Annotated in this window: 22 protein-coding genes and 1 pseudogene; 3 read left to right on the forward strand and 20 right to left on the reverse strand. The window is 57.3% G+C overall.

Annotated elements, in window-relative coordinates; translation table 11 throughout:
- Positions 1-46: 46 nt before the first annotated feature.
- A complete protein-coding gene (gene thpR, locus KP001_RS16235; protein WP_217286621.1) occupies positions 47-583 on the forward strand; it encodes an RNA 2',3'-cyclic phosphodiesterase in 537 nt (178 codons plus the stop codon).
- A gap of 188 nt (positions 584-771) precedes the next feature.
- Here thpR and KP001_RS16240 read toward each other — a convergent pair whose 3' ends face one another.
- From KP001_RS16240 to KP001_RS16260, 4 genes are all read right to left on the reverse strand, one after another.
- The gene (locus KP001_RS16240; RefSeq protein WP_217286622.1) at positions 772-1,590 is read right to left on the reverse strand and encodes a flagellin N-terminal helical domain-containing protein; all 819 of its coding nucleotides are present in this window, start codon (positions 1,588-1,590) and stop codon (positions 772-774) included.
- A 393-nt stretch (positions 1,591-1,983) separates the two neighbouring features.
- Positions 1,984-2,688: a response regulator gene (locus KP001_RS16245; protein WP_217286623.1), complete on the reverse strand. Its 705-nt coding sequence runs from the start codon at positions 2,686-2,688 to the stop codon at positions 1,984-1,986.
- Positions 2,685-4,247 (reverse strand): DUF4118 domain-containing protein, encoded by a 1,563-nt coding sequence (locus tag KP001_RS22075; RefSeq protein WP_224959114.1) that lies wholly within the window; start codon positions 4,245-4,247, stop codon positions 2,685-2,687. The genes KP001_RS16245 and KP001_RS22075 overlap by 4 nt, the downstream gene beginning before the upstream one ends.
- A 71-nt stretch (positions 4,248-4,318) precedes the next feature.
- Entirely contained in the window at positions 4,319-6,301 is a 1,983-nt protein-coding gene (locus KP001_RS16260) for an APC family permease (protein WP_217286624.1), read from the reverse strand.
- Positions 6,302-6,567: 266 nt separating this feature from the next.
- On the opposite strand from KP001_RS16260, the gene KP001_RS16265 reads away from it, so the two are divergent.
- Complete coding sequence (locus KP001_RS16265) at positions 6,568-6,768, forward strand: hypothetical protein (RefSeq protein ID WP_217286625.1); 201 nt, start codon at positions 6,568-6,570, stop codon at positions 6,766-6,768.
- A gap of 159 nt (positions 6,769-6,927) precedes the next feature.
- Here the strand turns inward: KP001_RS16265 and KP001_RS16270 are convergent, their stop codons facing one another.
- The 5 genes and pseudogenes from KP001_RS16270 to KP001_RS22405 all read right to left on the reverse strand — a co-directional run.
- Positions 6,928-7,281 (reverse strand): protein-export chaperone SecB, encoded by a 354-nt coding sequence (locus tag KP001_RS16270; RefSeq protein ID WP_217286626.1) that lies wholly within the window; start codon positions 7,279-7,281, stop codon positions 6,928-6,930.
- Positions 7,282-7,339: 58 nt separating this feature from the next.
- A complete protein-coding gene (locus KP001_RS16275) occupies positions 7,340-7,846 on the reverse strand; it encodes a type II toxin-antitoxin system MqsA family antitoxin (protein ID WP_217286627.1) in 507 nt (168 codons plus the stop codon).
- 6 nt (positions 7,847-7,852) lie between these two features.
- Positions 7,853-8,323: a type II toxin-antitoxin system MqsR family toxin gene (locus tag KP001_RS16280; protein WP_367620591.1), complete on the reverse strand. Its 471-nt coding sequence runs from the start codon at positions 8,321-8,323 to the stop codon at positions 7,853-7,855.
- Positions 8,324-8,403: 80 nt separating this feature from the next.
- A complete protein-coding gene (locus KP001_RS16285; RefSeq protein ID WP_217286629.1) occupies positions 8,404-8,598 on the reverse strand; it encodes a helix-turn-helix transcriptional regulator in 195 nt (64 codons plus the stop codon).
- A gap of 272 nt (positions 8,599-8,870) precedes the next feature.
- Positions 8,871-9,050: pseudogene (locus KP001_RS22405) on the reverse strand (DUF6011 domain-containing protein); the annotation flags it as partial.
- On the opposite strand from KP001_RS22405, the gene KP001_RS16290 reads away from it, so the two are divergent.
- Positions 9,003-9,293 (forward strand): hypothetical protein, encoded by a 291-nt coding sequence (locus tag KP001_RS16290; RefSeq protein WP_217286630.1) that lies wholly within the window; start codon positions 9,003-9,005, stop codon positions 9,291-9,293. The pseudogene KP001_RS22405 and the gene KP001_RS16290 overlap by 48 nt on opposite strands.
- 203 nt (positions 9,294-9,496) lie before the next feature.
- On the opposite strand, the gene KP001_RS16295 is transcribed toward KP001_RS16290, so the two are convergent.
- From KP001_RS16295 to KP001_RS16345, 11 genes are all read right to left on the reverse strand, one after another.
- The gene (locus KP001_RS16295) at positions 9,497-12,775 is read right to left on the reverse strand and encodes a hypothetical protein (protein ID WP_217286631.1); all 3,279 of its coding nucleotides are present in this window, start codon (positions 12,773-12,775) and stop codon (positions 9,497-9,499) included.
- On the reverse strand, positions 12,759-13,238 hold the full coding sequence (locus KP001_RS16300; RefSeq protein ID WP_217286632.1) for a hypothetical protein: 480 nt from the start codon (positions 13,236-13,238) through the stop codon (positions 12,759-12,761). The genes KP001_RS16295 and KP001_RS16300 overlap by 17 nt, the downstream gene beginning before the upstream one ends.
- A gap of 13 nt (positions 13,239-13,251) precedes the next feature.
- Positions 13,252-13,482 (reverse strand): hypothetical protein, encoded by a 231-nt coding sequence (locus KP001_RS16305; RefSeq protein ID WP_217286633.1) that lies wholly within the window; start codon positions 13,480-13,482, stop codon positions 13,252-13,254.
- A 275-nt stretch (positions 13,483-13,757) separates the two neighbouring features.
- Entirely contained in the window at positions 13,758-15,209 is a 1,452-nt protein-coding gene (locus KP001_RS16310) for a CHC2 zinc finger domain-containing protein (protein ID WP_217286634.1), read from the reverse strand.
- 376 nt (positions 15,210-15,585) lie between these two features.
- Positions 15,586-17,370 carry a DNA primase family protein gene (locus KP001_RS16315; protein WP_217286635.1) on the reverse strand — a complete coding sequence of 595 codons (1,785 nt, stop codon included), beginning with the start codon at positions 17,368-17,370 and terminating at the stop codon, positions 15,586-15,588.
- Entirely contained in the window at positions 17,363-17,815 is a 453-nt protein-coding gene (locus tag KP001_RS16320; RefSeq protein WP_217286636.1) for a hypothetical protein, read from the reverse strand. The genes KP001_RS16315 and KP001_RS16320 overlap by 8 nt, the downstream gene beginning before the upstream one ends.
- 346 nt (positions 17,816-18,161) lie before the next feature.
- Entirely contained in the window at positions 18,162-19,199 is a 1,038-nt protein-coding gene (locus KP001_RS16325) for a major capsid protein (protein WP_217286637.1), read from the reverse strand.
- Between the two features lie 48 nt (positions 19,200-19,247).
- Entirely contained in the window at positions 19,248-19,511 is a 264-nt protein-coding gene (locus tag KP001_RS16330; protein ID WP_217286638.1) for a hypothetical protein, read from the reverse strand.
- A gap of 169 nt (positions 19,512-19,680) precedes the next feature.
- Entirely contained in the window at positions 19,681-19,818 is a 138-nt protein-coding gene (locus tag KP001_RS16335) for a hypothetical protein (protein ID WP_217286639.1), read from the reverse strand.
- 159 nt (positions 19,819-19,977) lie between these two features.
- Positions 19,978-20,637, reverse strand: coding sequence for a hypothetical protein (locus tag KP001_RS16340; protein WP_217286640.1), 660 nt, complete (start codon positions 20,635-20,637; stop codon positions 19,978-19,980).
- Positions 20,638-20,649: 12 nt separating this feature from the next.
- The gene (locus KP001_RS16345; RefSeq protein ID WP_217286641.1) at positions 20,650-21,057 is read right to left on the reverse strand and encodes a hypothetical protein; all 408 of its coding nucleotides are present in this window, start codon (positions 21,055-21,057) and stop codon (positions 20,650-20,652) included.
- Between the last annotated feature and the right edge of the window lie 12 nt (positions 21,058-21,069).

Here is a 21,069-nt window from a genome sequence, read left to right on the forward strand (position 1 = left end):
TTTACCGTGCCCGCACTCCTCATACCGTCGCTGACTGGAGAACACCATGGCCAGACTCTTCATCGCCATAGAGTTACCTGATGAAATCAAGGGTGCTTTGTCATCCTTTTGCGCCGAGATTCCAGGCGCGCGCTGGGTACCTCCTGACCAGATCCACCTGACACTGCGTTTCCTCGGCGACGTTCTGCCCGAGACCGCCGCTCTCCTGAAGAAGAACCTCGCTGCCATCGACTTCGCCCCCTTCCCGCTCGCCATGCGCGGGGTCGGGCACTTCCCGCCGCACGGGCACCCCAGGGTCGTCTGGGCCGGTCTGGAGGAGTCCGGGCCACTGCTAATCCTGCAGCGACGGATCGAGGCTGCGGTCGCGGGGGTCGGCATCGCCCGCGATGAGCGCGGCTTCTCGCCGCACATCACCCTTGCCCGCATCAAGGAAAACGCCTCCGCCGCGGTGGCACGTTTCGAGGCCACGCACCGGGATCTCAGCTTCCCTCCCTTCAGCGCGGAGGAGTTCATCCTCTTCTCCAGCGTCCTGACTCCAAAAGGCGCCACCCACCGCAGGGAACAAACCTGCCGCTGCCGCTGAGGCCACACCCGTTGCAGCACCGCTGAACGCCGCGGTCACACGTCGGCTGCGGGGGAGGTCAGCTATCGGTCAATTTTTTGTCGGGGAATTTCTGTCTGGGGCGCAGGTGCCAGGTCAGCCGGTCACCGGGTGCGCGGGGAGGGAAAAGGGCCGGCCCGGAGCGGTATCCGCTCCGGGCCGGGTTGGGGTTAGAACAGCTTGAGTACGGACTGCGCTGCCTGCGAGGACATGGAGAGCGAGGTGGTACCCAGGCTCTGGCGCGTCTGCAGCATCAGCATGTTGGCGCCTTCCTGGTTCATATCGGCCAGTGTCAGGTTGTCGGCGCCGGTCTGCAGCGTGTTCACCATGGCATCGGTGAAGCTCTGGCGGGTGGTGATGATGTTCAGGTTCGCCGCCAGCGTTTGGGTGTTGGACCGCAGCGTCGAGATCGCAGTATCCATCTTCGCGGTGTCGGTGGTGATGTCGGAGTTGGTAGCCCAGGCGCCGCTTGCGCCGGAGAGGCTCAGGCCGCTGGCGTTGCCCAGGAAGCCGACGACGTCGAGGCTGGAGCTTGCGTCCTCGTTGAAGTTCACGGTCAGCGTGTTGGTGGAGCTCAGCAGGTTAAGGCCGCGGTACCCCGAGTCGGAGGAGATGTTGTCGATCTGGCTCCGAATGGTGTCATACTGGGTGGCCAGTTTGGACCTGGTACCGGTGTCGCTGGTGGAGAGTGCGGACTGGGCGATACCTTTGGCGGCGTTGATCAGGCCGGTGATGGCCGTGATGCCCGCGTTGGTGGCGCCGACAGTCTGCACCGCCTCCGACATGCCGTCCTTGCGGTCGGACAGGTCGCTGGCGCGCTGGTTCGCGTTCTGTGCTGCGAAGTAGTTGGTCGGGTTATCAAGTGCACTGTTCACCTGTTTGCCCGACGACAGCCTCTCCTGCGTTCTGTTCAGGAGCTTGCTGGTCGATTGGAGGTTGAGGAGGTTGGTCCTCATTCCTGCTGTTAAAGAGATATCGCTGGTTGACATGGTGTTTCCCCCTTCTGGTTTTTGGTCCCGGCGTTCTTGCCGGTTTTTTTACTGCGGCCGATAGGGGACAACCCATTTTCACCATGCGTGCCGTTTTTCACCTGTCCGTCCCGCCGCGCATCCTTTCGCCCACCGCCGCCTGCTCCGGGCACACCACGACGCCTCGCAAAAAGCTTCATATCTATCGATGCTTACCGGATGGGGATATCGGAAAACCGCACGGGGGAAGGGGGGTGAAAAAAAATTTCGAGGGGGGAAGCCATGAACCCGCATGGTGCGGCTCAGGCCTGCAATCGGGGAGGCGAGTCAAAAAACCGTCAGCGCGTTCCTTGCCCGGGGCGCAGCGCTGTCAAAAATAATGAAGACGCAGGGAGATTGCGGCACATGAAGGAACTACTCCGCCTTGAGCCGGTACCCCACCCCAGGCTCCGTGACGATGTAGCGCGGCCGGGACGCATCCGATTCGATCTTGCGCCTGAGGTTGCTTATGTTGACCCGCAGGACGTGGGGCTGCTCCAGGTAGGCCACGCCCCATATCTGCCTGAGGATCTGGCTGTGGGTCAGGACCTTCCCCGCGTGGGTCACCAGCATCCGTAACAGCTCGTATTCGGTTGGCGTCAACTGCACCTCTTCCCCACGCACGCTCACCCTCCGATGCGGCAGATCCACTTGAAGCTCGCCCGCCTGGATGACCGGCTCGGGGGCCTGCTGCAGCGAACGCCGCAGAGCCACCTTGATGCGCGCCAGCAGTTCCCCGACGCCGAACGGCTTGGTCAGGTAATCGTCCGCGCCGGCGTCGAGCGCCTCCACCTTCTCGTCCTCGCGCTCCCGCACCGAGATGACGATGATGGGGACCTGGGACCACTCCCGCACCCGCCTGATGACCTCCATGCCGTCGAGGTCCGGGAGCCCAAGGTCCAAAAGTATCACGTCCGGGCGCACCGCCACCGCGGCCGCCAAACCCGAATGGGCCGTGCCGGCGATGTGCACGGAGTAATCGCCCGTGCCGAGCGCCGTCTTCAGGAAACGCTGGATGGCCACCTCGTCGTCGATCACCAGCACCCGCGGCAGGTTCGTCTTCTGGTCCTCGCCCTTCATCGGCTCTCCTCTTCCGGCTCCGCGAGCAGCGGAACCTGCACTGCGATTGTGAGTCCCCCACCGGGGCGGTTCGCGGCCCGCACGCATCCGCCGTGCGCCTCGACGATGCCCCGGCAGATGGAGAGGCCAAGCCCGGTTCCGCCGACGACTTCGGGGACCGGCGTCCGGTAGAACTTCTCGAAGATCCGCGCCAGGGACTCCTCGGGGACCCCAGGGCCCCGGTCTGCGACCTCGATGACGAGCCGCGCCCCTTCCGCGTACGCGCCGACCTCGATACTCCCTCCGGCCCCACCATGCTTCAGCGCGTTGTCCAGCAGGTTGACCAGCACCTGGAGCATCAGCACGAAGTCGAGCGGCACGAGCGGCAGCTCCGGGGCGAGCCGCACCGTGACCTCAACGCCGCCAAGACGCGGATCCACCGCCCCCAACGCGGTGCCGACCAGGTCCTGGACGTCGCACGGCTCCTTCTTCAACTGCAGCACCCCCGCTTCCAGGCGGGTCATATCCAGCAGGTTCCCGACGAACCGGTTCAGGCGCGCCGCTTCCTCGCGCGCGTTTTCCAGCAGTTCGTCCCGCGACGCGCTGTTGAGCTTCTCCCCCTCCTCGAGCACCGCGCTCAGGGCACCGGTGATGGCGGTGAGGGGCGTGCGCAGGTCGTGGGAAATCGAGTTGAGCAGCGCCCGTTCCAGGTTCTCCCTCTCCTTGAGAATCCGCGTCTCCTGCGCCTGCTGCAGCAGGCGCAGCCGTTCCAGCGCGATGGCGACCTGTGTGGCATAGGCGTTCAACAACCGGTGCAACTCCGCCGGGTGGAGGGTCTCCTCCTCCAGCTTCAACACCAGCACCCCGTGGGTCTCCACGAGGGCCTTGAGCGGAACGTAGGTGAGCGGGTCGCCGCCGTGGGAGTCGCATCCCGCACCCGCCATGCGCCGGCTGCGCAGGCACCAGCCGGCTATCTCCAGCCGGTCCCGTTCCGGAGCAAACCCTTTACTCGCCGCGGCGATTTGGAGCTCCCCCTCGCGCGGCAGGAGCAGGGCCACCTCCCCCCCGACGCTGTGCTCTATGTTTTCGACCGCTGCCCGCACCAGGGACGCGATGTCGGTCGCGGCCGCGAGGTCGCGGCTCAGGTGGTACAGGCTCGTGGTCTGACGTTCGCGCACCTTGAGCGCATCGAGCCTTTCGCGCGCCTTCGCCACCAGCGAACTGATGACGATCCCCACGGTGAACAGGGCGAAGAAGGTCATCAGGTACTCCTTCTCCTCCACGCTGAAGGAGAAGCGGGGCGGCACGAAGAAGAAGTCGAAGGCGAGCACGCCCAAAAAGGCGCTCAGCATGGCGGGCCGGCGTCCCAGAAAGAGCGCCGCCAGCACCACCACCAGCAGGTAGCCCATGACCATGTTGACCGGCGAGAGATAGGGGCGCGCCTGGTTGCAGATCACCGTCGCCGCCGCGACCATGGCGACGGCGGCGAGGTAGCCGACCGGCCCGAGGTCCCGGATGCCGATCAACCGCTCCCGGAACGAGTCCCTCTCTAATGTGGATTTCCCCGCGTTCACACTCATGTGTCGAATCTAGCAAGACCATCAAATATTACAAGCAGTATCTGGCTGATACCGCCCCGAAAGCGGCACGCTCAGATGCTTACCCGGATCGGAAGAATGACCGTGGTGAGGCCGTCCCACTGCAGTCGCCTCTGTATCGCGAAAGCGGTCTCGTTATGCAACATCCTGTGGTAGAACTTTTCCAGCCTGAAGGTGAGCTGGCCGGTGAACACGGTGGAGCGGGGATACTGCTCGCCCAATTCCTTGCAGACCTCCACCACGCTTTCCACCACGTCCGTCGCCACCGTCATCCGGCACTCCGCCGCGTAACCAAGCCGGCGCGCCAGTTCCACGTACTTATCCAGCCCCTGCTGCACCGAACTTTCCAGCGCCGCCAGCTCCTCCGCTCCCTTGAAGGAACCCGAGTCGATGACCGCTACCGACACGAAAATCACGTTCTTGTATGTCTTCGGGAAGGTGGTCAGGATCGAGAGGAGCGTGTGCACACCGAAGCCGCTGTACGCCGAAACCAGTTGGATCGCGGTCAGGTCGTTGCGGCAGGGATCGGCGTCGTTCCTGATGCCGCTGGTGGGAAAATCGAGCAGCGCCTCGTCAAGTTGCGCCATCCCCTTGCGCACCGAGCGATAGTGCCCCTTGATGAGGTAGCACAATGCGATGACCGCCGACGTCATCACCAAGGTGAGCCACCCCCCCTCCGCGAACTTTTCGAAAGTGGTGACCACCAGGATGGTGGCGCACAGGATCAGCCCAACCAGATGCACCGACAGGTGCCGCACCCACTGCGGGTCCTCGTGGCGGCGCTGGATGTAGAAGCGCGACATGCCGAGCTGCGACAGGGAGAAGGTCAAAAACACGTTGATGGAATACATGACCACCAGTGCCGAAACGCTCCCTCCGGTATAGAGCATGAGCAGGATGGCCGCTATTCCCATGAGAAGGATACCGTTACGCATGGTGAGACGCACCGACAGGGCCCCGAACCGGTGCGGCAGCCAGGAATCGACCGCCATATTGGACATGACCCTGGGGCCGTCGACGAATCCGGTTTGGGCCGCGACCAGCAGCAAGGCTCCCTCTGAGAAGATGGTGATGAAGGCGATGGTCGCGCCGAAGGGCCACCCGGCAAAGAGGGTATCCGCCAGGACCGCGTTGAAGGTCTTCCCCGCCACCGGGCTGATGCCGACCAGGGTGTAGCAAACGAGCAGGAGTCCCGCAGTGAAGGCAAGCGAGGTAGCCATGTACATCATGGTCCTCTTCCCGGTCTGGACCCGCGGCTCGCGCATGATCTGCAACCCGTTGGAAACGGCCTCGATCCCCGTGTAGGTGCCGCCCCCCAGGGAGTAGGCACGCAGGAAGAGCATCAGGATGCCGAAGATGCCGATGGAGGAGAGGTCGTGCGACAGGCCGGTTCGGAACCCGGCGGCCACATGGGCAAAGCGGTCGGCGTGGGTTAAGATGCCGTTCAAGAGCAACAGCACGTGGGTCCCCACGAAGACCATGAAGATCGGCGCCATCACCGCGATGGATTCTTTCACCCCCCTGATGTTCATCACTATCAAGAGCACGGCTAGTGCACAGCCGACCTCCACCTTCCAGACGTGGTAGGCCTGGGGGACATAGCTGAAGAGGGCGTCGACGCAGGAAGCGATGGACACGGTGATGGTGAGCACGTAGTCGACCAGGAGTGCGCTTCCTGAGACTACGCCGGCGTCTGGCCCGAGCATGTGGCTCGCCACGATGTACCCCCCGCCTCCGTGCGGGAAGTGCTCAATGATGCGGGAGTAGGCATACGAGATGATAAAGACGGTGAGAGCGGCGAAGGCTGCGAGCGCCATGGCGAGGTAGGTGTGGCTGCCCAGGGTGCGGAAGGCTTCCTCGGGCCCGTATGAGGAGGATGAGAGGCCGTCGGCCCCCAACCCCACCCACGCCAGCACCGGGATCAGGGACATCTTGTGGAAAAGCCCCGGGTCCTTGAGATATTTGGGCGCGCCGAAAATCGCCGTGGCCAATCGCCTGACCAGGCTTTGCCTTGCGGTGGAAAATTCCTGTCCCATGTTCGCTCCTCCCCTGCCGGCTCTTGTTTCCGGCCCTGAGAAGGATGCTATCGCTTCCGGCATAAAGGGGGTATCAAGATCCGGCAGGCCCCATTAAGAAAGTGTCAAGACGAGGGGAAATGCTCCTTTATTGAAGGATTGTCGAGGCGGGGCCCCGATGATCTTGATGTTTTCTTGATGCTTCCCGCCCCTATTTTGATCCTGCTTTTACAGCCAAAGATCTATGGTGAAGTCAGGGACGTGCGGGAAGGAAGCGGAGGGGCGGCATGAAGATTTACCTTTTCAACATGGAAAACGGCGTCTACCTGGGCGAGGACTTTGCTGACGAGGCGGCTTTTTCAGCGGAGTTGCCGCCAGGGGCGACTTCGATAGCACCTCCCCCCTTCCAGCGGAGGGAGGTGCCGGTCTTTCTTCCCGATGAAAACAGGTGGGAGCTCACGTCGAGGATGCTTACTCGACGATCATAGGCCCCTTCTGCAGCAAAGGAGAGTAAGGCTATAAGCTTTTGATATAAAACAGCTTTAACCAAACCACTCACTATTGGGTAGGATATGGGTAGGTCAATTTAACCTATTCGACCAGCTAAATTGCATAGCCTTCAGGCAGGAGGTCAGGTACTTGTGCCCCTAAGGTTCTGGATGGTTTTTTTTGTACAACTCTACGAAATTCATCGGGGGGAGATTTAATGGAGGGAAGCCCGCACGTCTAATAGTCTCTGATACAAGTTCCCTTACATAGGGAAATGTAATCGCAGCACAATTCACTTCAGCGACCTTGCGAAGGTCGTTAGCATCTGTCACTACATTGTCGAAGACGAACAGAGAACCGCCCTCGATAGAGAGAGCAAAAGGCATGTCCGCTCCTCCAATCTCCACCTTCATGGACAGCTTAAGAACTTTTTTTTCAAGCTCAAACTGGTGGCTCATCGTGAGGTTGGCAGACACTTCCCGATCACTGGCTGATGGCAGTTCTTCACCCACCTTTAGCCTGAACGATGAGGAAATGAGCCTGAAATCAACGAATTGGAATTCATAGCAACTATTTGCCATAATTAACAACCATGTGACCAGTCATGACAGCCCCAAACTTAGCCTTAAATGGGATGGTTGTCTGGGGAGTCTGCTTACCCTTCGCTTTAATAATATCTAGATTTTCAGGCTTTGCATCGAGCAGACGGAGCAGGTGATCCATTGCTAAACTCTGAACGACCTCACAATTCTCGTATCTAGCAAAGCTCTTGCCACCGCCTCCAAGGAGCTCCGAAGCGGCATCCTGACTAAGCCCAAGACGCAGCCTAATCTCCCGTATCTGGCTAGACGTGAGCAGCCCGTCTACCTCCCTGTAAAAGTCGCGGAGACGACGCGCCGACTCTTTCATTGTCTTATCCCCGACAAACTGCTCAGAGCACGTCAGGCATTCGTGCACAATATAATTGTCATACTCCAGGTTCTGCCCTTTATAAGAAAAAATCTCTGTCTCAGCTTTTGCTTCTAATACCCCACCACATAATGGGCAAGGATCACCATTTTTATAATTGCGTGCCATCGCTATTTACCTCCTAGAGGTATCTTGTTTAAAGGAAATCACAACACCAGCCCCAGATGCTATCTGTAGTTTAATATAAAGACCAGTGCCATTTCCTTCATTAGATTTATAAACATCCTGCCAGAGCCCTTGGGCTCCGGGGGTTTCAGCTTCCATCGTTTTGTAAAATTCAGAAGGATGGAGACGAATAATGCGGTCGACCATTTCGTCATCATCGGCATAACCGAGTGAAGCGGCCACAGCCCGGTCTCTACGCCTTATTATTCGCGTATCGGGATCACGCAGCAGATTCTTTATTTCTTCAAGTGAATAATGTGGTCCGTTAGGCATTATTATGATTTCTCGCGGGTGGTTGTCAAGGCAAAAAGTATCATTATGATACTTCAGGCGATGGGGATTGTACATCTTGTGGATAGCGTTGTTTCGACCACAAAATGTGGGATTGCACCATTGGCCCAACCAACATATCTGGCGCATAGTAGGTGGTGCAGGAGAGAAAAACAATGAAAAAATTCATCATTAAACCTGCAAACCAGCCGCAGCTAACCTACTTCTGCCTACCAACTGGTCGACCTCCTTACCCTGGTCTGCATGAAGGCCTCTATTGCTTCCTGCTCATACCTCACCGCCCCCTTACCATCCGAGAGTTTGATGAAGGGGATCCCGCCGCCGGTTACCCTCTTCCGCCTCAACCAGTGCACCGATACCCCTATCTGCTCTGCCACCTCTTTCTCATTCAGTAGCCGCTGCATGCGCCACCTCCCTTGGCCTTCTCCCCACGGCAGGTGATCGTTACCTTTACGGTGATGGTCCAGCCTGGTGCTGTGTCGGTCTCTTCCAGCGGCATGTTCTCTTTAGGGTCGCCGGCGGGCCCGCCGGCGACCTCACGATCACTCTCTTCCAGGGTGCGGCCGGCACCTTGCTGCATGTCCTCGAACAGACCCAGTTGGTCAGGGTGTACATGGACCCGCTTCCCTCTCCGACCAGGTGCAGCCCCTGGATAGATCGCCCCTGCTTTTTTTGCGCACGTGGGGCCGACACCGGCGGCGATGGACGCCTCTGTTGTGAGGAGATGGTTGCAGAGTCGACAGCGCACCTCCGGGCGAACAGAATTTAGGCCCCCAGCGCCTACCTCGTTGGTCTCAGGTGGGCATCCGTGGGCGTGGTTGAGGTCTGGTCTTTCTTGGTCGACTGGGAGTGGCATTTTGAACCTCCTGCGGGTATTTGCAGGAGGAATGCTTCAGCAGGCAGACAAAATCGCCCAAGCAGTGGTGCGCCAGGAAAGAACTGGAAAAACTACACCGGAAACGCAACCGGAAACACACCCGAAAACGAACACGAAAAATGCACCCTTTTGGCCAGTCGTAAATACGTATTTCATATAGATGGGAGAATTCCCCACTTATTTTTTACCCCGCTGGAGGATACTTTTTGTGTTTTTGGTTGAGGGGTTACAGACCGAGAAGGGGTGCACGAAAAAGGCACTTCATTTACTAGCAAAACAACGGGCGTTTGGAGGGGTGGCAATCCTACCCGCCAATGTCGTTATGCAACCACGGCGGGTAGGATTTAAGAAACTAAGGTCTAGGACGCTAGGGATGGGTTAACGATCCGGAGGTCTGTCTCCCCGAGCTCCCGGGAATTCTGCTATTATCCTAACCTACGGCGGTTTAGATCATTGACTTCAGACAATATCTTACGAGCGAGGTCCCTTGCCATTACCGAAGTCGTTTCCCCACCTTGGACAGTAATGTTGATATCACCATGGAAACTCACGCCCTGGCCACCGTTGTTGTACTTAGCTGGCACGACCGCTTCGCCTTTGTGCAGAAGCGCAGGGAAGTTATCATACGGGATGAAATTGGTCCCGACAGCAAGCGGGGTCCAGGTGGTCATGGAAGGCATCCCGTAGGGGTTGATTACGTTCCCGTTTTTGTCCACGGACTCTCCCCAGTAGTTTTTGCCTACCTCAGCCCCAGCGTTTGAGAGAAGCTGCGCGTTAGACACATAGCCATTGGCCGCCTGCTGTTTCTGGTACGAGTCGGCGTAGATGGGAGTGTTCCCACTATAGCCCACGATTTTTCCGGTCAGCTCATCTCTACGATTTCTGAGTTCAATCTCCCGTTGCAGGCGCAGGTTAAGCTGTTCTTGCAGGCTGATCTCAGCATTGAGGCCGGAAATAGCTTTCGCATTCCCGACGGCCCAGGCTATCGATAGCTTGTCGCGGAGGTCCTTCTCCTTATTCATGCCGTCGCGCAATTCGGCATTGGTCTTGATGACCTCCCTATCCACGCCATTCAGCGCTTCCACCTCGTCCTGCATCCTGGCCTTGTCAGCCTCATACTGCCGAGCCGCTTCATGTTCCTTGGCTGCGGCCGTAGCATTATCGACAGCACGCCGCTTTTCTGTGTCGGCCAGAGCCGCCACGGCATAGGCCTCGCCTCCCTCAGCTGCGAGCTTCATGCGCTGATACTCTAAGCTCTTTTCCTCGAGAGACTGTTTCTCTTGCTCCGCAGCAATATACTCGCCGGCTGCAGACAGCGTCTCGCTTCTGAGCTTGGAATACCCGTCCGCTTCCTGCTTGAGAGCCACGCGTTTCTGTTCTGCGTTTACTATGACGCTCTTGTCGTAGGCAAAAGTAACGGATTGCAGCTCCTTTTGGGCGTCTGTCAGCTTTCTCGATTCGTCCAGTGCCTCTTTACTGCCAGAGCCGAACATGCTCTTCGCAGCCTCGAAGATGACAGACTGGGCGTCAACGACCCATTTTGCTTCGTCTATGCGACTCTGTCCGGCCCACCTATCCATTTCCTCAACATAGCTGTAATAATCCGCGGTAGAGATCTTTCCCTGGGCATACTGGTTCTTCCAATTCTCCAGTGCTATCTCCGACTGCCCCTTAGCATAGACAGTCTGCTGCACAGCGGCTGATTTGTAGTCGGCCAGCTGCTTGTTGAGGAGTTCTAACCGGTCCTTGTTTTGTTCCTGGGAGGGCCCGAGGTTCAGCTGCGGGATAACCGCCGCACTTACCGCACGGTTCTGAGGTGAGCGCTCATTCTGGGACTGGAAGAAGGTCCATCGGGAATCGGCGTCAGCGCTTCGCTGTTGTTGTTGGCGATACATTTCCTCATAGGTGAGGCTGATGCCGAATTTGTTGTAAAGGGCGCGATCTGCCCACCGGACAGCGGGTTGAGCAGCGTAGCCGACGCCTATGCCGAGGGGGATGGCAGGTAGAACCGCACTTCCAAGCGCTCCCCATGAAATGGTGCTTCCTAGAATTCCCGTACCTGCAGCTGCCGACCCTGTGAAAATTCCACTTAGCCCTCCAGCACCAGCTGCGCCGGCGGCAGTTCCGGCAGCTCCTGCAGCACCCGCCCCAGCTCCGACCATGCCTATACCGGCCATCGCCGCACTGGTAGAGACCGCAAGGTCACGCAGGGTGGTGAACAACCCAACCGCCTTGGCCAGCCCGGTAAGCAGCGCCCCGCCAACAAAGAGTACGGTAAAAGGCTCAAAATTGTTGTAAATCGCCCTGGCTATCGTCGCGGCATCCGACATGAGGCTCTTTGCCTCCTCCCAAGCCCCCTTAATCTTTGTGCCTATTTCCTCACGGTGGGTTTTCAGATAGTCGTTGATTTTACCAAACCAACCGGCGACGTCCTTCACGATATCGGAAAAACCTGCGCGCATCACCAGGCTTATCGAAGTCTCCAAAGAACTCTTCACTGAGCTCCAAGAGGTGGCCAGGTCGTCGGCGGCGGGTCCAAAACCACTCAGGCGTTCTCCAAGCTCTTTTACGATCGTTCCGGAGGCTATCCATTGCTCAACCTGCTTCTTGAGCGGCCCGTCGACCGTGCGCTGCAGCATCGATGCGAGTTGGCTATTCTGGTCAACCTGCCCCTTGAGCAGCGCGGAAACTTCCTGGCGTAACTGCCGTTCGTCGGCGCCGTTTCGGCTATACACCGCTACCGCATTGGCAAGACGGGTGAACCCCTCCACCTGCTGGGCGTTGGTATAGTCGAGGACCACCCCTTGCTTGACCATCTCCTCGGTGATAGCCTGCAGGTTGGCCAGGTTGAGGTTAGTCCGGCTGTCGACCTGCATCAGTACATCGTTCAGGCCGGTAGCGTACTCTTTCGCTCGTTGGTAACTTCCGGCTATATCTTTGTCCTGAGAGAGCGAAGCGATAATTGCCGCGCTCTTAGTAACCGCCTGCTGGAAATCGTCGACGCTTTGGATGCCATATTTGAACCCGTCCCAGAGTTTCGAGCCGGCGTAGAAAATGGCGAGGCTGGCAACAAGCCCCGTGAATCTCGGGGTAAGGCGGTCAACGGCCCCACCGATGTCGTCGATGTGCTGCGTGAAGGTCTTTGCGCCGGCGGATCCCGGCCCAAATTTGGACTCCAGATCCAGAGCCTGCACCTTGGTTGTCATGGCCGCGTGCGCGGTCTGGATTTCCTGCCAAGTCGCGACCCCCGAAGCCCTGATCTGTTCGTAGGCGGCCACTGCAGTGGCGCGCTCTTTCTCGATCGCCGCGGTGGATCGTATGCCGAGTTGCTCAAAGGCGACAGAGAGGCGATCAACCACCGACTCCCCGCTTGCCATCATCGCCGCAATCTCCTGATCGATGCGCGCCAGCTTTGTGCCTACGGGGTCAAGCCGGGTTGCAAGCTCGGTGACCTTCGCGGTCATGGCCGCGTGCGCCGACTGGACCTCTTGCCAAGTTGCGGTGCCTGAGTTGCGGATCCGCTCGTATGCGGAGATGTAAGCGGCCTGCTGAGCCTCGACCGCTACAGACGATTGGAGCCCCAGCTGGGAGAATGACTGCTCGAGCACGCTGGCGACCTGCTGGCCAGTCGCCTGCAGCTTCCTAATCTCCCGTTCGGCACCATCTACGTTGCCTGAAATCTTGAGGCTAATGTCTTTCGCCATTGGATTCACCTCTCATCGTGCCGTCTCCCGGCTCGTCTTTCCCGAGTTCCACCAGGACCTCTTCCACTCCCTTCAGGTCCTCTCCTGCGATCTCAGACCGATCATCCTCGAGGAACTGCAGTTCATCAGTGCAGACCCGAAACACGAATTCGGCAAACCTCTTACTCTTCACCATGTGCCGGTTACGGTTATCCGTGCTGAAGGGAAACGGCGATCCGTCAGGTAGTTGAAAGCCTGGCTCATCATCGGTGCCGATTTTGCGCCAGTTGAGCACCGCTGCCCTGCCCAGGAAGATATCCTGCACGTCGCTGGCTTTTGCCCTCATCTTCTTGGCCTCTTCAGCTCCCTGCATCAAAATCGTGTTAAGCCGGCTTTTTTCGACGTGCTGCAGTAGCACCTCAGTGTCATTGTCGTACTGGAACCACTTCTGCGGTTGTTCCTCGAAGATACCTACCTTACCCATGTTTCACCCCCCCCTATTTGACTAATTTGAGTTGCGGCTTTTTGCCGTTGCTGCATTTTCTGCAAATGTAATTCTCATGCTTGTAAATCATTGAACCGCAAGCACACTCTGCGGCGTTTCCCTCGAAAGTGTCAGCGATTGATTTCAAAAATTTTGTGACGTCCGAATCCTGCCACTCTTCAGGAACCCAAATCTCTAGCATCGGTGTGCCCGTTTCATCGTTTACCGTTACGAATCTTCTCATTTAATCTCCTCCCGATAGACTCCTGCGCGCCTTAAGAATTAATCTTGGCCTCACCTCCTCCCGTAGGTGCAACATCCGGCCCCTATCAAAGCCTTACCAGGCTTGAGGACGTAGAATTCCGTACTCCAAAGAGGGCAACTATCGGCAAGGCAGCGCTTGCCTTTACCACTACCTTGCCGAGTGACCGGGCACACCTTCGTACGGGCCTCTACCACCGTCATAAGGCTACGATTCCTATTCTTTGACACCACCCCACCTCCTTTCAAATTTTAGGGTTATAAGCCGTTGGCCCCTTCCCCCATGGAAGTCTTTTCATGGCTGGGAATGCTCGGCATGCTACTGCTACACTCGTACACCGCCCATGCGTTCAGATGCTGTAGCCTCCATGCCTCTAGCGTTTCAAGGAAGGTGGCTTCGTCTTCTGCTGCATACGCGTCGTCGACAATCTTGCTAAGCTCCACTAGCTCTTTCACCAGCGACGGGTGGTTTTGGTCGAGCCATGTCTGGGCGCCGGCAGGACGTGCAGCAATGACCTCTTTGGTGGTGATGCTGAGGAGCCTCTGCAGTCCCTCCCTGTCAAAGCTCCGCGGCAAGGCCTTTACCTCTTCCCGCCCCTGAGAAGAAACCCTCATCGCCGGCGGAAGACCTGCTACTACCCAGTCTCTGAGGTTGACGCCCTCGGCATAGGCCTCCCCTGGATCTTTCCCCTTGGGAACAGGCCAACGACGAGCTGTAAAAGGGAAGGTCGTCTTCCACCATTGAGACGCCTTTGCACCTGGAGCATGAACTTTGCCTTCTCTGATCTCTCCATCGAAGTCCATTGCCACTAGGATGCGAAGACTCTTGTTTAGCAGTTCGTACACCGAGGCCTTTGGGTGTACCGAACACGATCCCAGCGGGACAGCCCCCACTAGGTCCCCGGCCAGCCAGTCGACCAGAAGGCCATCCAGATCGCTTTCGACTACACAATGCGCCCCTGCTTGGGGATTGAGGCAAACGATATCGGTGCCGCTACCGTCGACCCACATGTAGCGCGGATCCTTTGGTCCGGAGACCTTTGCTTTACGGTATCTGAGCCGATGCACCCGGCCGTTGATGAACCAGGGGATCAAGATCCCTTGCTGGAAGCCCATCGACGTGATCCACCGCTGCTCATCGTTGTGCCACTTGTCTGGCAGCCCCCAGGCCCGCCGGCTTTTGAACTCTGTCTCCGGTATCCATCCAAGCTGGTACTTCACGACGGCTTCCCTAGGGAGCCCTCTACTTGCCAGGTAGGCCAGTTGTTCCGGGGACTCCAGGAGCCGTTGGTGGCAGCGCGTAACATATTCCTGAGCCCGATCCTGCCACCTTGCATCCGGATCTTCTGCCATGGTCGGCGTGTATCCCTTTTCCTCCCGAGGAGCTGCAGGGGTTGCGCGATCATCTCGGCGTTGCCTCACCCTTCCTTCTCCCTTGGAGCACTTCGACCATGCAGGACAGTCTGGACTGTCACAGCGCCGGTCCGCTTCCCGGTGTGCATCCGGGCAGCTAAGGCCTTCCATTTCCCGAAGAAGCCTGATCACATCGGTATTGAAGCCACAGGAGTAGCAGTGACCGAAGTCCTTGACCGTGTTGACCACGAACCGGTCGCTATCCCTGGTGCCTCCACACTTGGGGCAGGGGCCCACCATATTTTTCCCGGACTTCCGCAGCACAACGTAATTTTGGACCTGGTCAAGGAAGGTCATGGCTTTATTCCCAAATCTCTGCTTTGGTGGATGGGAATAATGGGAATAAAAATAGGCATAAGCCACAAGACTTTGGTTTTACTGTTCTTTTAGTGTTTATTGTTTCTTTTATTCCCATTATTCCTAAAGTCATATAAGTGGAAAAAATTTTTATAAGACTAGAAAGATAAATAAAGCCCAAGGCACTCATACTTTCGCGCGCGCGTGCGAGACTGTGAGACTTTCGGAATAATGGGAATGAAAACGAAATAGGTTCTATCATTCGCGCATTTAGATTCATTCCTTAATTTATGCCCATATTCCCATTTTCGTACGATGGGAATAAACTTAACCCTGAACCCCTCCCGGTGGAGTCTGCAGGGAGCATAAGCGGAGACTAAGGCACCACGAGCTTGAGGCCATACACGCGCTTCGTTCCCCCCGTAGACTTCTTGTCGGGACTGTCGTACCCCTTGCTTTTCAGCTCCGCTGACACCCGCTTACTCGAAGGGATAAATTTGGCGTCCTTACTGTCCTTATCGATGCACTCTTCCTCGCAGTACCAGCGCACAAAGGACGCGTAGAGCAGGTTGTAGACTTCCCACTGCTCCGGGCCAGTTTGGTCACAGCAGTCGCAAATAAACCTGCCGACGTAGTCCTCCGCATGCCGGAGTTCCTCAACAGCGTTGCGGATCGACTCCGGCGGCTTCAGCTTCCCGTCAGCCTGCCATTGTGCACAGCCTCTGACCAGCCACGCGAGGATACCGGGTAGCTCCTTGACCAGCCGATCCTTCAAGCCACGATCCTTGAGGCGGTAGAACTCCGCGTTCGGTGGATCCTCCTGTGCCTTGACCACCGGATCGTCTACGAACCGGTATGGGAAGGTGATGTACAACAAGCGCTCCCGCAACGCGAAATCCTTAGTAAGCCCCTCCGGCACGTTGTTGGTGCGGAGAAACAGCTTGTGAGTCGGTCGGAAGTTGGTGTCGTGCTTGTCGTACAGGAGGCGGGCATTGAGGGTATCGCTGCCGGTAAGTTCCTTCACCCGGGCGCAGCTTATGCGCCGTCCTTGGTCGGTCTCAGACGCAGCACAGATCCGGCGCCCCTTTAAAGCCACGATGTCGGGAGACGCGCCGGCGCTGGAACGTGCGTTCTTGTTCTCGAGCAGAAGTTCTGCCTGGATAGTCCAGTACAGCGGCCCCAGAATCATCTCCAGGATCTCGAAGAGGACTCCTTTGCCGTTGCGGCCAGGTCCCATGAAGACCGCGATGAACTGTTCGATTGAGTGGCCGGTGATCCCGTACCCGAAGAGCGTCGGCAGGAACCTGAGAATGTCCGGGTCCGGCTGAATCGAGGCGAGAAACTTTTCCCATTCCGGACATGGCTCCTCGAAGCCTCGGTACTCCACAGGGCAAGCCTTGGTGAGCCAATCACCGGGGGTACCTGGTCGCAACTCGCCCGTGCGAAGATCGATAATCCCGTTCTTGCATGGCAACAGCCAGGGCTGCTGGTCCAGCTCGTCCCCGCTGATCGCCAGGGGGTGTTCTACGATGTGGGCCCACTCCGCGCACTTCGACGCCCCGTTGATGGCCCTCAGCCGGTCGATACGGCGGTGGTATGCCTTCTGCTCAGAGATAAGCGCACCGAGCTCAACAGCTGCAGCCTTAACCATATTGTCGAGTTCGGCAGCAGCCGCTTTTGCTGATTCATACTGATGCTCGGCTTCGGAGAGTCCCGTCCTCTCCTTAATGGCATCTTTAATCGCCTTCTCTGCATCTACGACCAAGCCAGCCGCAACTTTTGCGCGACCTTTCAGCTCCCGCAGGTCGCTCCCCTGCTGATCAATGGCTGGCTGTAGGGCGTCCCCCACCTCTTTGTAGGCAAGAGCCACCTTCTCAACTGCGCGAAGGTGCTCCTGGTACACGTCCTGCTCCCAAAAGTGGGACGAGAATTTAAGCCACTCCTGGCTCTTCTTGACGTAGACAAACTTCCCCCTGTGGAGCCGGCTGTAAAGGATGCCATCACCACGCTCGTTGTTGGCCAAGCATTTGCGCACCAAATCGCGGTCAATGGGGCTCTCTTGAACAGGTGTGACAGCAGGGGGCGGAAGAAGCTCATTTTCCTCTACAACACGGGCTTCAACTTGTTCTCTGATATCTGAAATATCTGGAGTATCAAACATTCACGCCTCTGCGACTGGAGGGTTCAAGGGCAGCAGAAGCGTCAGGACTCGGGAGGCCCTCATGCAGATGGATCTCCTTCGCCTTCTCAACCCACACTTGTACCGTTGAGACCTGCAGGTCTAAACGATCGGATATTTCCTTAGGGGAAAGCCCGAGGCCCGTGTAGAAGACAATCAAGTAGAGCTTTCGCGCGCTGATCTTCAGGTTCTGAAGGGGCGTCCCCGAGAAACCTGAGAAAAGCTTGTTGCACCGCCTGCAGGAGACCCTCCTCAGTGCCCAAAAGCTTTCGAGGGCCCTTGAAGACGTTACGGCCATCCCACAGCCAGGGCACTTAGCTTCGTAACCGTGCATGGCCTGCAGGAAGCACTTCACCGCGGCCGGCTCATCAAGCAGGCATTCCGTCAGGTGCCTTGAAATCTCACTGAAAAGCCTGCTGTTTTTCACGTTTTTCTCCCTAGATAAATAATCCTGCAGATGGAACTGAAACCCGAAAAACCGAACCGATAAAAATTGCTTAGCTACAGAATGTTTGCGAGCTCAGCCGCCCGCACTACACGTCGGCCTGGAAGGACCCGCGATTTTTTGGCTCCCCCAACGCTGGATACGCGCCCCCCCCCGATCGGTTTACTGCCTACTCCTCGGTAGGCATGTCGCATGCGCCTACCTACGGCGACCGCCTGGGCAGAAAAACCAGAGATGATCTTCTGAGCGGACGCGCGTGTGAGGGGGCAGGGGGGATGGGATAGGCTGCTTCGCCTCGGCACCTTTGCCAATCCAAGCCGCCTATACACTACTTCACCTTGATTCGCGTACCTGCTGCCGGTTCGAGTAAGGCGATCAGCGGCGCCGATTGAGGCAGCAGTTCTATCAATTCAGGATTTTTCCGGAACTCTACGTCGATGAAAATCTGTCCCCTGAAATTGGAGGTCTGCAGCGACTGGACTGCGCCGTAGAGTTCCTGGTTCCCTGTAGCAAGCGTAGACCCGACGAAAACCTCATCCACCGGAATATAAGGCTTCATCGTTCCGTCCTCGTCCTGATATCGCGCCGAATAGCTGAAGAGGTCCACATTCATATCGGAGTCACGGATGCTGCCGAGGTATGTTGTGCCGGGGTCGATCTGCGTAGGGGATATCATCCCCAGGTCTAGGTTCAGCATATTGAGCAGCCCTTTTGCTCGCAGATCTTCACGGAAGAGCGGCCATGCCTCAGCACCGAATACAACGGTGTCCGATACGACCTGCCCATCCTGGGCATTGATCCGGCACGCGTTCACCAAGTCGTCCCAGGGCGTAGCTGTTCCAACCTGATCCCAGGCGGCCGCGTTCAGAAGAATGATGTTGTGAGTGGGAGGGAGATTGAAGTCGATAATATGGTTGTAGCCCTCACCGGTGACGGGGATGACACCGGCGAAAAGCGCCTTGGATGCCTGCTGCTCAATCCTAAAAGCGATTTCGTCGTTGATCTCAGCCACCCTTTCCCCCATCAGCTCGTCGAGCACCTTAGCCAGGTCCTCCCCTTGATCGTACAGGGTTGCACTTGGCCGACGGACGTACAGGTGATCAGGAGTTATCAGCTTGTTTGGTTTAAGGGTTGGCGGCGTATAGGTCTTCATGGTGTACCCCTGCGACGAAGTAACCTTGCCGGCTAGAGTGGGATGAACGTAAGGCGCCATCCCACGTTTAGGCATAACGACATCGATGTCGATATCCGTGGTACCAAAGGTGTAAACGCGGCCAAAGAACCGCTGCCGCAGGAACCTGCCGGGAACCGGCACCCTTTGGACTACAGGGGCCAGCGTGCGCCTGAGGAATGCATCGATACTCATGGAATCTCCTTTGTGCGTTGCAATTTATCTGCAGAGGGCCTGCGGCCCTTAAGCCTTCGCCTCGGTAAGCATCGGGTAGACCACGTCTTCATCTAAGGTACGAAGTGATTCCGACAGAAGCGACAGCACTTCCCCACACTCATACAAAAAGTCAACGATCTCTGTGACGTCTGTTTCTGGGGATTTAGGGCTGAGCTGATCGCCCGCTCCATTCGCCTTGCTGGCAAATCTCGACACTATCGAAGATGCCCTGACTAATTCGGTGCTTACCTGCTGAACGGAATGGTCCCACACCTGTATTTTTTTAATCATGTGTCTCCCCCTTTTGTGTTGTTGATCTAACTCCTCCGACAGGGCCAGAATTGCGCACTATCGCAGTATCGCTAGCTGCTCAAGCCGTATGGCATCCACCCACTTTCAGCTGTCTCTGTGAGTTCCTTGTAGGTGAAGCTACTCGTGGGTAACATCCCCACCCTCCTTATCACTTATCGCTTCCCTTGCCCCTGCGCGCGATCAGATGCGCCTTAAGCCTCACGGTCACTTCCATGAAGCGGCAGAAGTTGGCCCAATCCTCGTCGGTAAGATGCTCTCTCTGTATCTGTTCCACCTTTGCAGCCATATTCAGCCTCCTTTTGTCATGTTTCAGCCAAGTTAGCGGCACATAGCCGGGGTCTCCTTGACCTAGCCCCTGGTACAGCATAATTGGAGGTCAACTTGTTGATGCCGCGATCACCTATGCTGTACCTCTCCTCGGATGACCGCGGCAAATTTGTCCCAGCTAGCTTTTGAAGAGTTTGGAAAACAGACCCGTCTTGGCCTCTTCTCCTGAAGGAGAACCATATTCTTCCACCAGCTGCTGCTGCGCCGCCTGAATGGTCGCGCTGGAGCCGACCATATTGGAGTCATAGAATTTTCGAACAAAGAACTGCTCAACGTCCTCCGGGTAGAACCCAAGCCACCCCAGACTGGATGCCGAACATGCTCCACCCTTCGCGGCATAGAGAAGCCGCAGTACCTGCGGGATGGTTTTGGTAAGCTCGACCTCGTAAACCAGTCGCCAGAACTGCTCCTGCTCATGCTTCAGTGTTTTTTCGATCTGCGCTATCTGGCGTACAGGCTCTTCGCGCTTACTCCTGGCCACCGCCAGAGCAGACGTTACCGTAGAGAGTTTGGTCTCAAGAGTGCCAAAGGTTGCCTTAAGGCGGTGGAGGTTCTTTTCAACCGGCTCCCCATCCGCATACCTTGACGTCAGCGAGGCAATTTCAGCCCGCGCATCCTGGATTTGGTTCTCCAGCATCGCCTGGCTCCCCTCCAGTTCCGACACCCTTTTATCTACGGTAGCCAGGATCTGCTCCACGCCGCTACGCTGCTCCTGTACGGCCCGGATCCTCTCTTTGACTCCTTCCAGTTGAAACTTCAACTCGTCGACTTGCTCCATATGAGGCTCCCCTTACGCGGCTTTCCGCGCTTTGTAGTCTGCGAAGACGCTCATGGCATCTTCAGGAAATGCGATCCGCAAGCAGCACAGAACAAAAAAAGAGGCTCCGCTATTTTTTTGAGCGGCCTCTTTCATCAATGCCAATTTGCACTCGGCTGTAGCTGCAACCAGGTCGATGGCAGTGTTTTTGTGCAGCTTGCCAGATGCGGGGACCACCGCACCATCCAGCACCCCCAGGATTAAGCGGGTGCAGCGCGCCGGGGCCATCTCCGCAACCAAGATCTGTTCGATCTGGTAAAGCGCTTCCTCTGCGATACTGTCCCTTCCTACAGTGCACCTCCTTTTTGGCACGACCGAGGATGGGTTCACCATTTTTCTGTCAACGTAGGGAGTGACCGTCTTGATGCTGTTGCGTTTCATTGTCCTCTCCTT

The organism is Geomonas subterranea (assembly GCF_019063845.1).
Classification (GTDB): Bacteria; Desulfobacterota; Desulfuromonadia; order Geobacterales; family Geobacteraceae; genus Geomonas; species Geomonas subterranea.

Coding starts and splice junctions, on each gene's coding strand:
- KP001_RS16335 (WP_217286639.1), bottom strand. CDS start 19,818: ATGGCTGCAAAGGTGGAACAGATACAGAGAGAGCATCTTACCGACGAG.
- KP001_RS16295 (WP_217286631.1), bottom strand. CDS start 12,775: ATGGCGAAAGACATTAGCCTCAAGATTTCAGGCAACGTAGATGGTGCC.
- KP001_RS22075 (WP_224959114.1), bottom strand. CDS start 4,247: ATGAGTGTGAACGCGGGGAAATCCACATTAGAGAGGGACTCGTTCCGG.
- KP001_RS16240 (WP_217286622.1), bottom strand. CDS start 1,590: ATGTCAACCAGCGATATCTCTTTAACAGCAGGAATGAGGACCAACCTC.
- KP001_RS16275 (WP_217286627.1), bottom strand. CDS start 7,846: ATGGCACGCAATTATAAAAATGGTGATCCTTGCCCATTATGTGGTGGG.
- KP001_RS16260 (WP_217286624.1), bottom strand. CDS start 6,301: ATGGGACAGGAATTTTCCACCGCAAGGCAAAGCCTGGTCAGGCGATTG.
- KP001_RS16310 (WP_217286634.1), bottom strand. CDS start 15,209: ATGACCTTCCTTGACCAGGTCCAAAATTACGTTGTGCTGCGGAAGTCC.
- KP001_RS16305 (WP_217286633.1), bottom strand. CDS start 13,482: ATGAGAAGATTCGTAACGGTAAACGATGAAACGGGCACACCGATGCTA.
- KP001_RS16265 (WP_217286625.1), top strand. CDS start 6,568: ATGAAGATTTACCTTTTCAACATGGAAAACGGCGTCTACCTGGGCGAG.
- thpR (WP_217286621.1), top strand. CDS start 47: ATGGCCAGACTCTTCATCGCCATAGAGTTACCTGATGAAATCAAGGGT.
- KP001_RS16345 (WP_217286641.1), bottom strand. CDS start 21,057: ATGAAACGCAACAGCATCAAGACGGTCACTCCCTACGTTGACAGAAAA.
- KP001_RS16325 (WP_217286637.1), bottom strand. CDS start 19,199: ATGAGTATCGATGCATTCCTCAGGCGCACGCTGGCCCCTGTAGTCCAA.
- KP001_RS16280 (WP_367620591.1), bottom strand. CDS start 8,323: ATGCGCCAGATATGTTGGTTGGGCCAATGGTGCAATCCCACATTTTGT.
- KP001_RS16285 (WP_217286629.1), bottom strand. CDS start 8,598: ATGCAGCGGCTACTGAATGAGAAAGAGGTGGCAGAGCAGATAGGGGTA.
- KP001_RS16340 (WP_217286640.1), bottom strand. CDS start 20,637: ATGGAGCAAGTCGACGAGTTGAAGTTTCAACTGGAAGGAGTCAAAGAG.
- KP001_RS16245 (WP_217286623.1), bottom strand. CDS start 2,688: ATGAAGGGCGAGGACCAGAAGACGAACCTGCCGCGGGTGCTGGTGATC.
- KP001_RS16300 (WP_217286632.1), bottom strand. CDS start 13,238: ATGGGTAAGGTAGGTATCTTCGAGGAACAACCGCAGAAGTGGTTCCAG.
- KP001_RS16315 (WP_217286635.1), bottom strand. CDS start 17,370: ATGTTTGATACTCCAGATATTTCAGATATCAGAGAACAAGTTGAAGCC.
- KP001_RS16330 (WP_217286638.1), bottom strand. CDS start 19,511: ATGATTAAAAAAATACAGGTGTGGGACCATTCCGTTCAGCAGGTAAGC.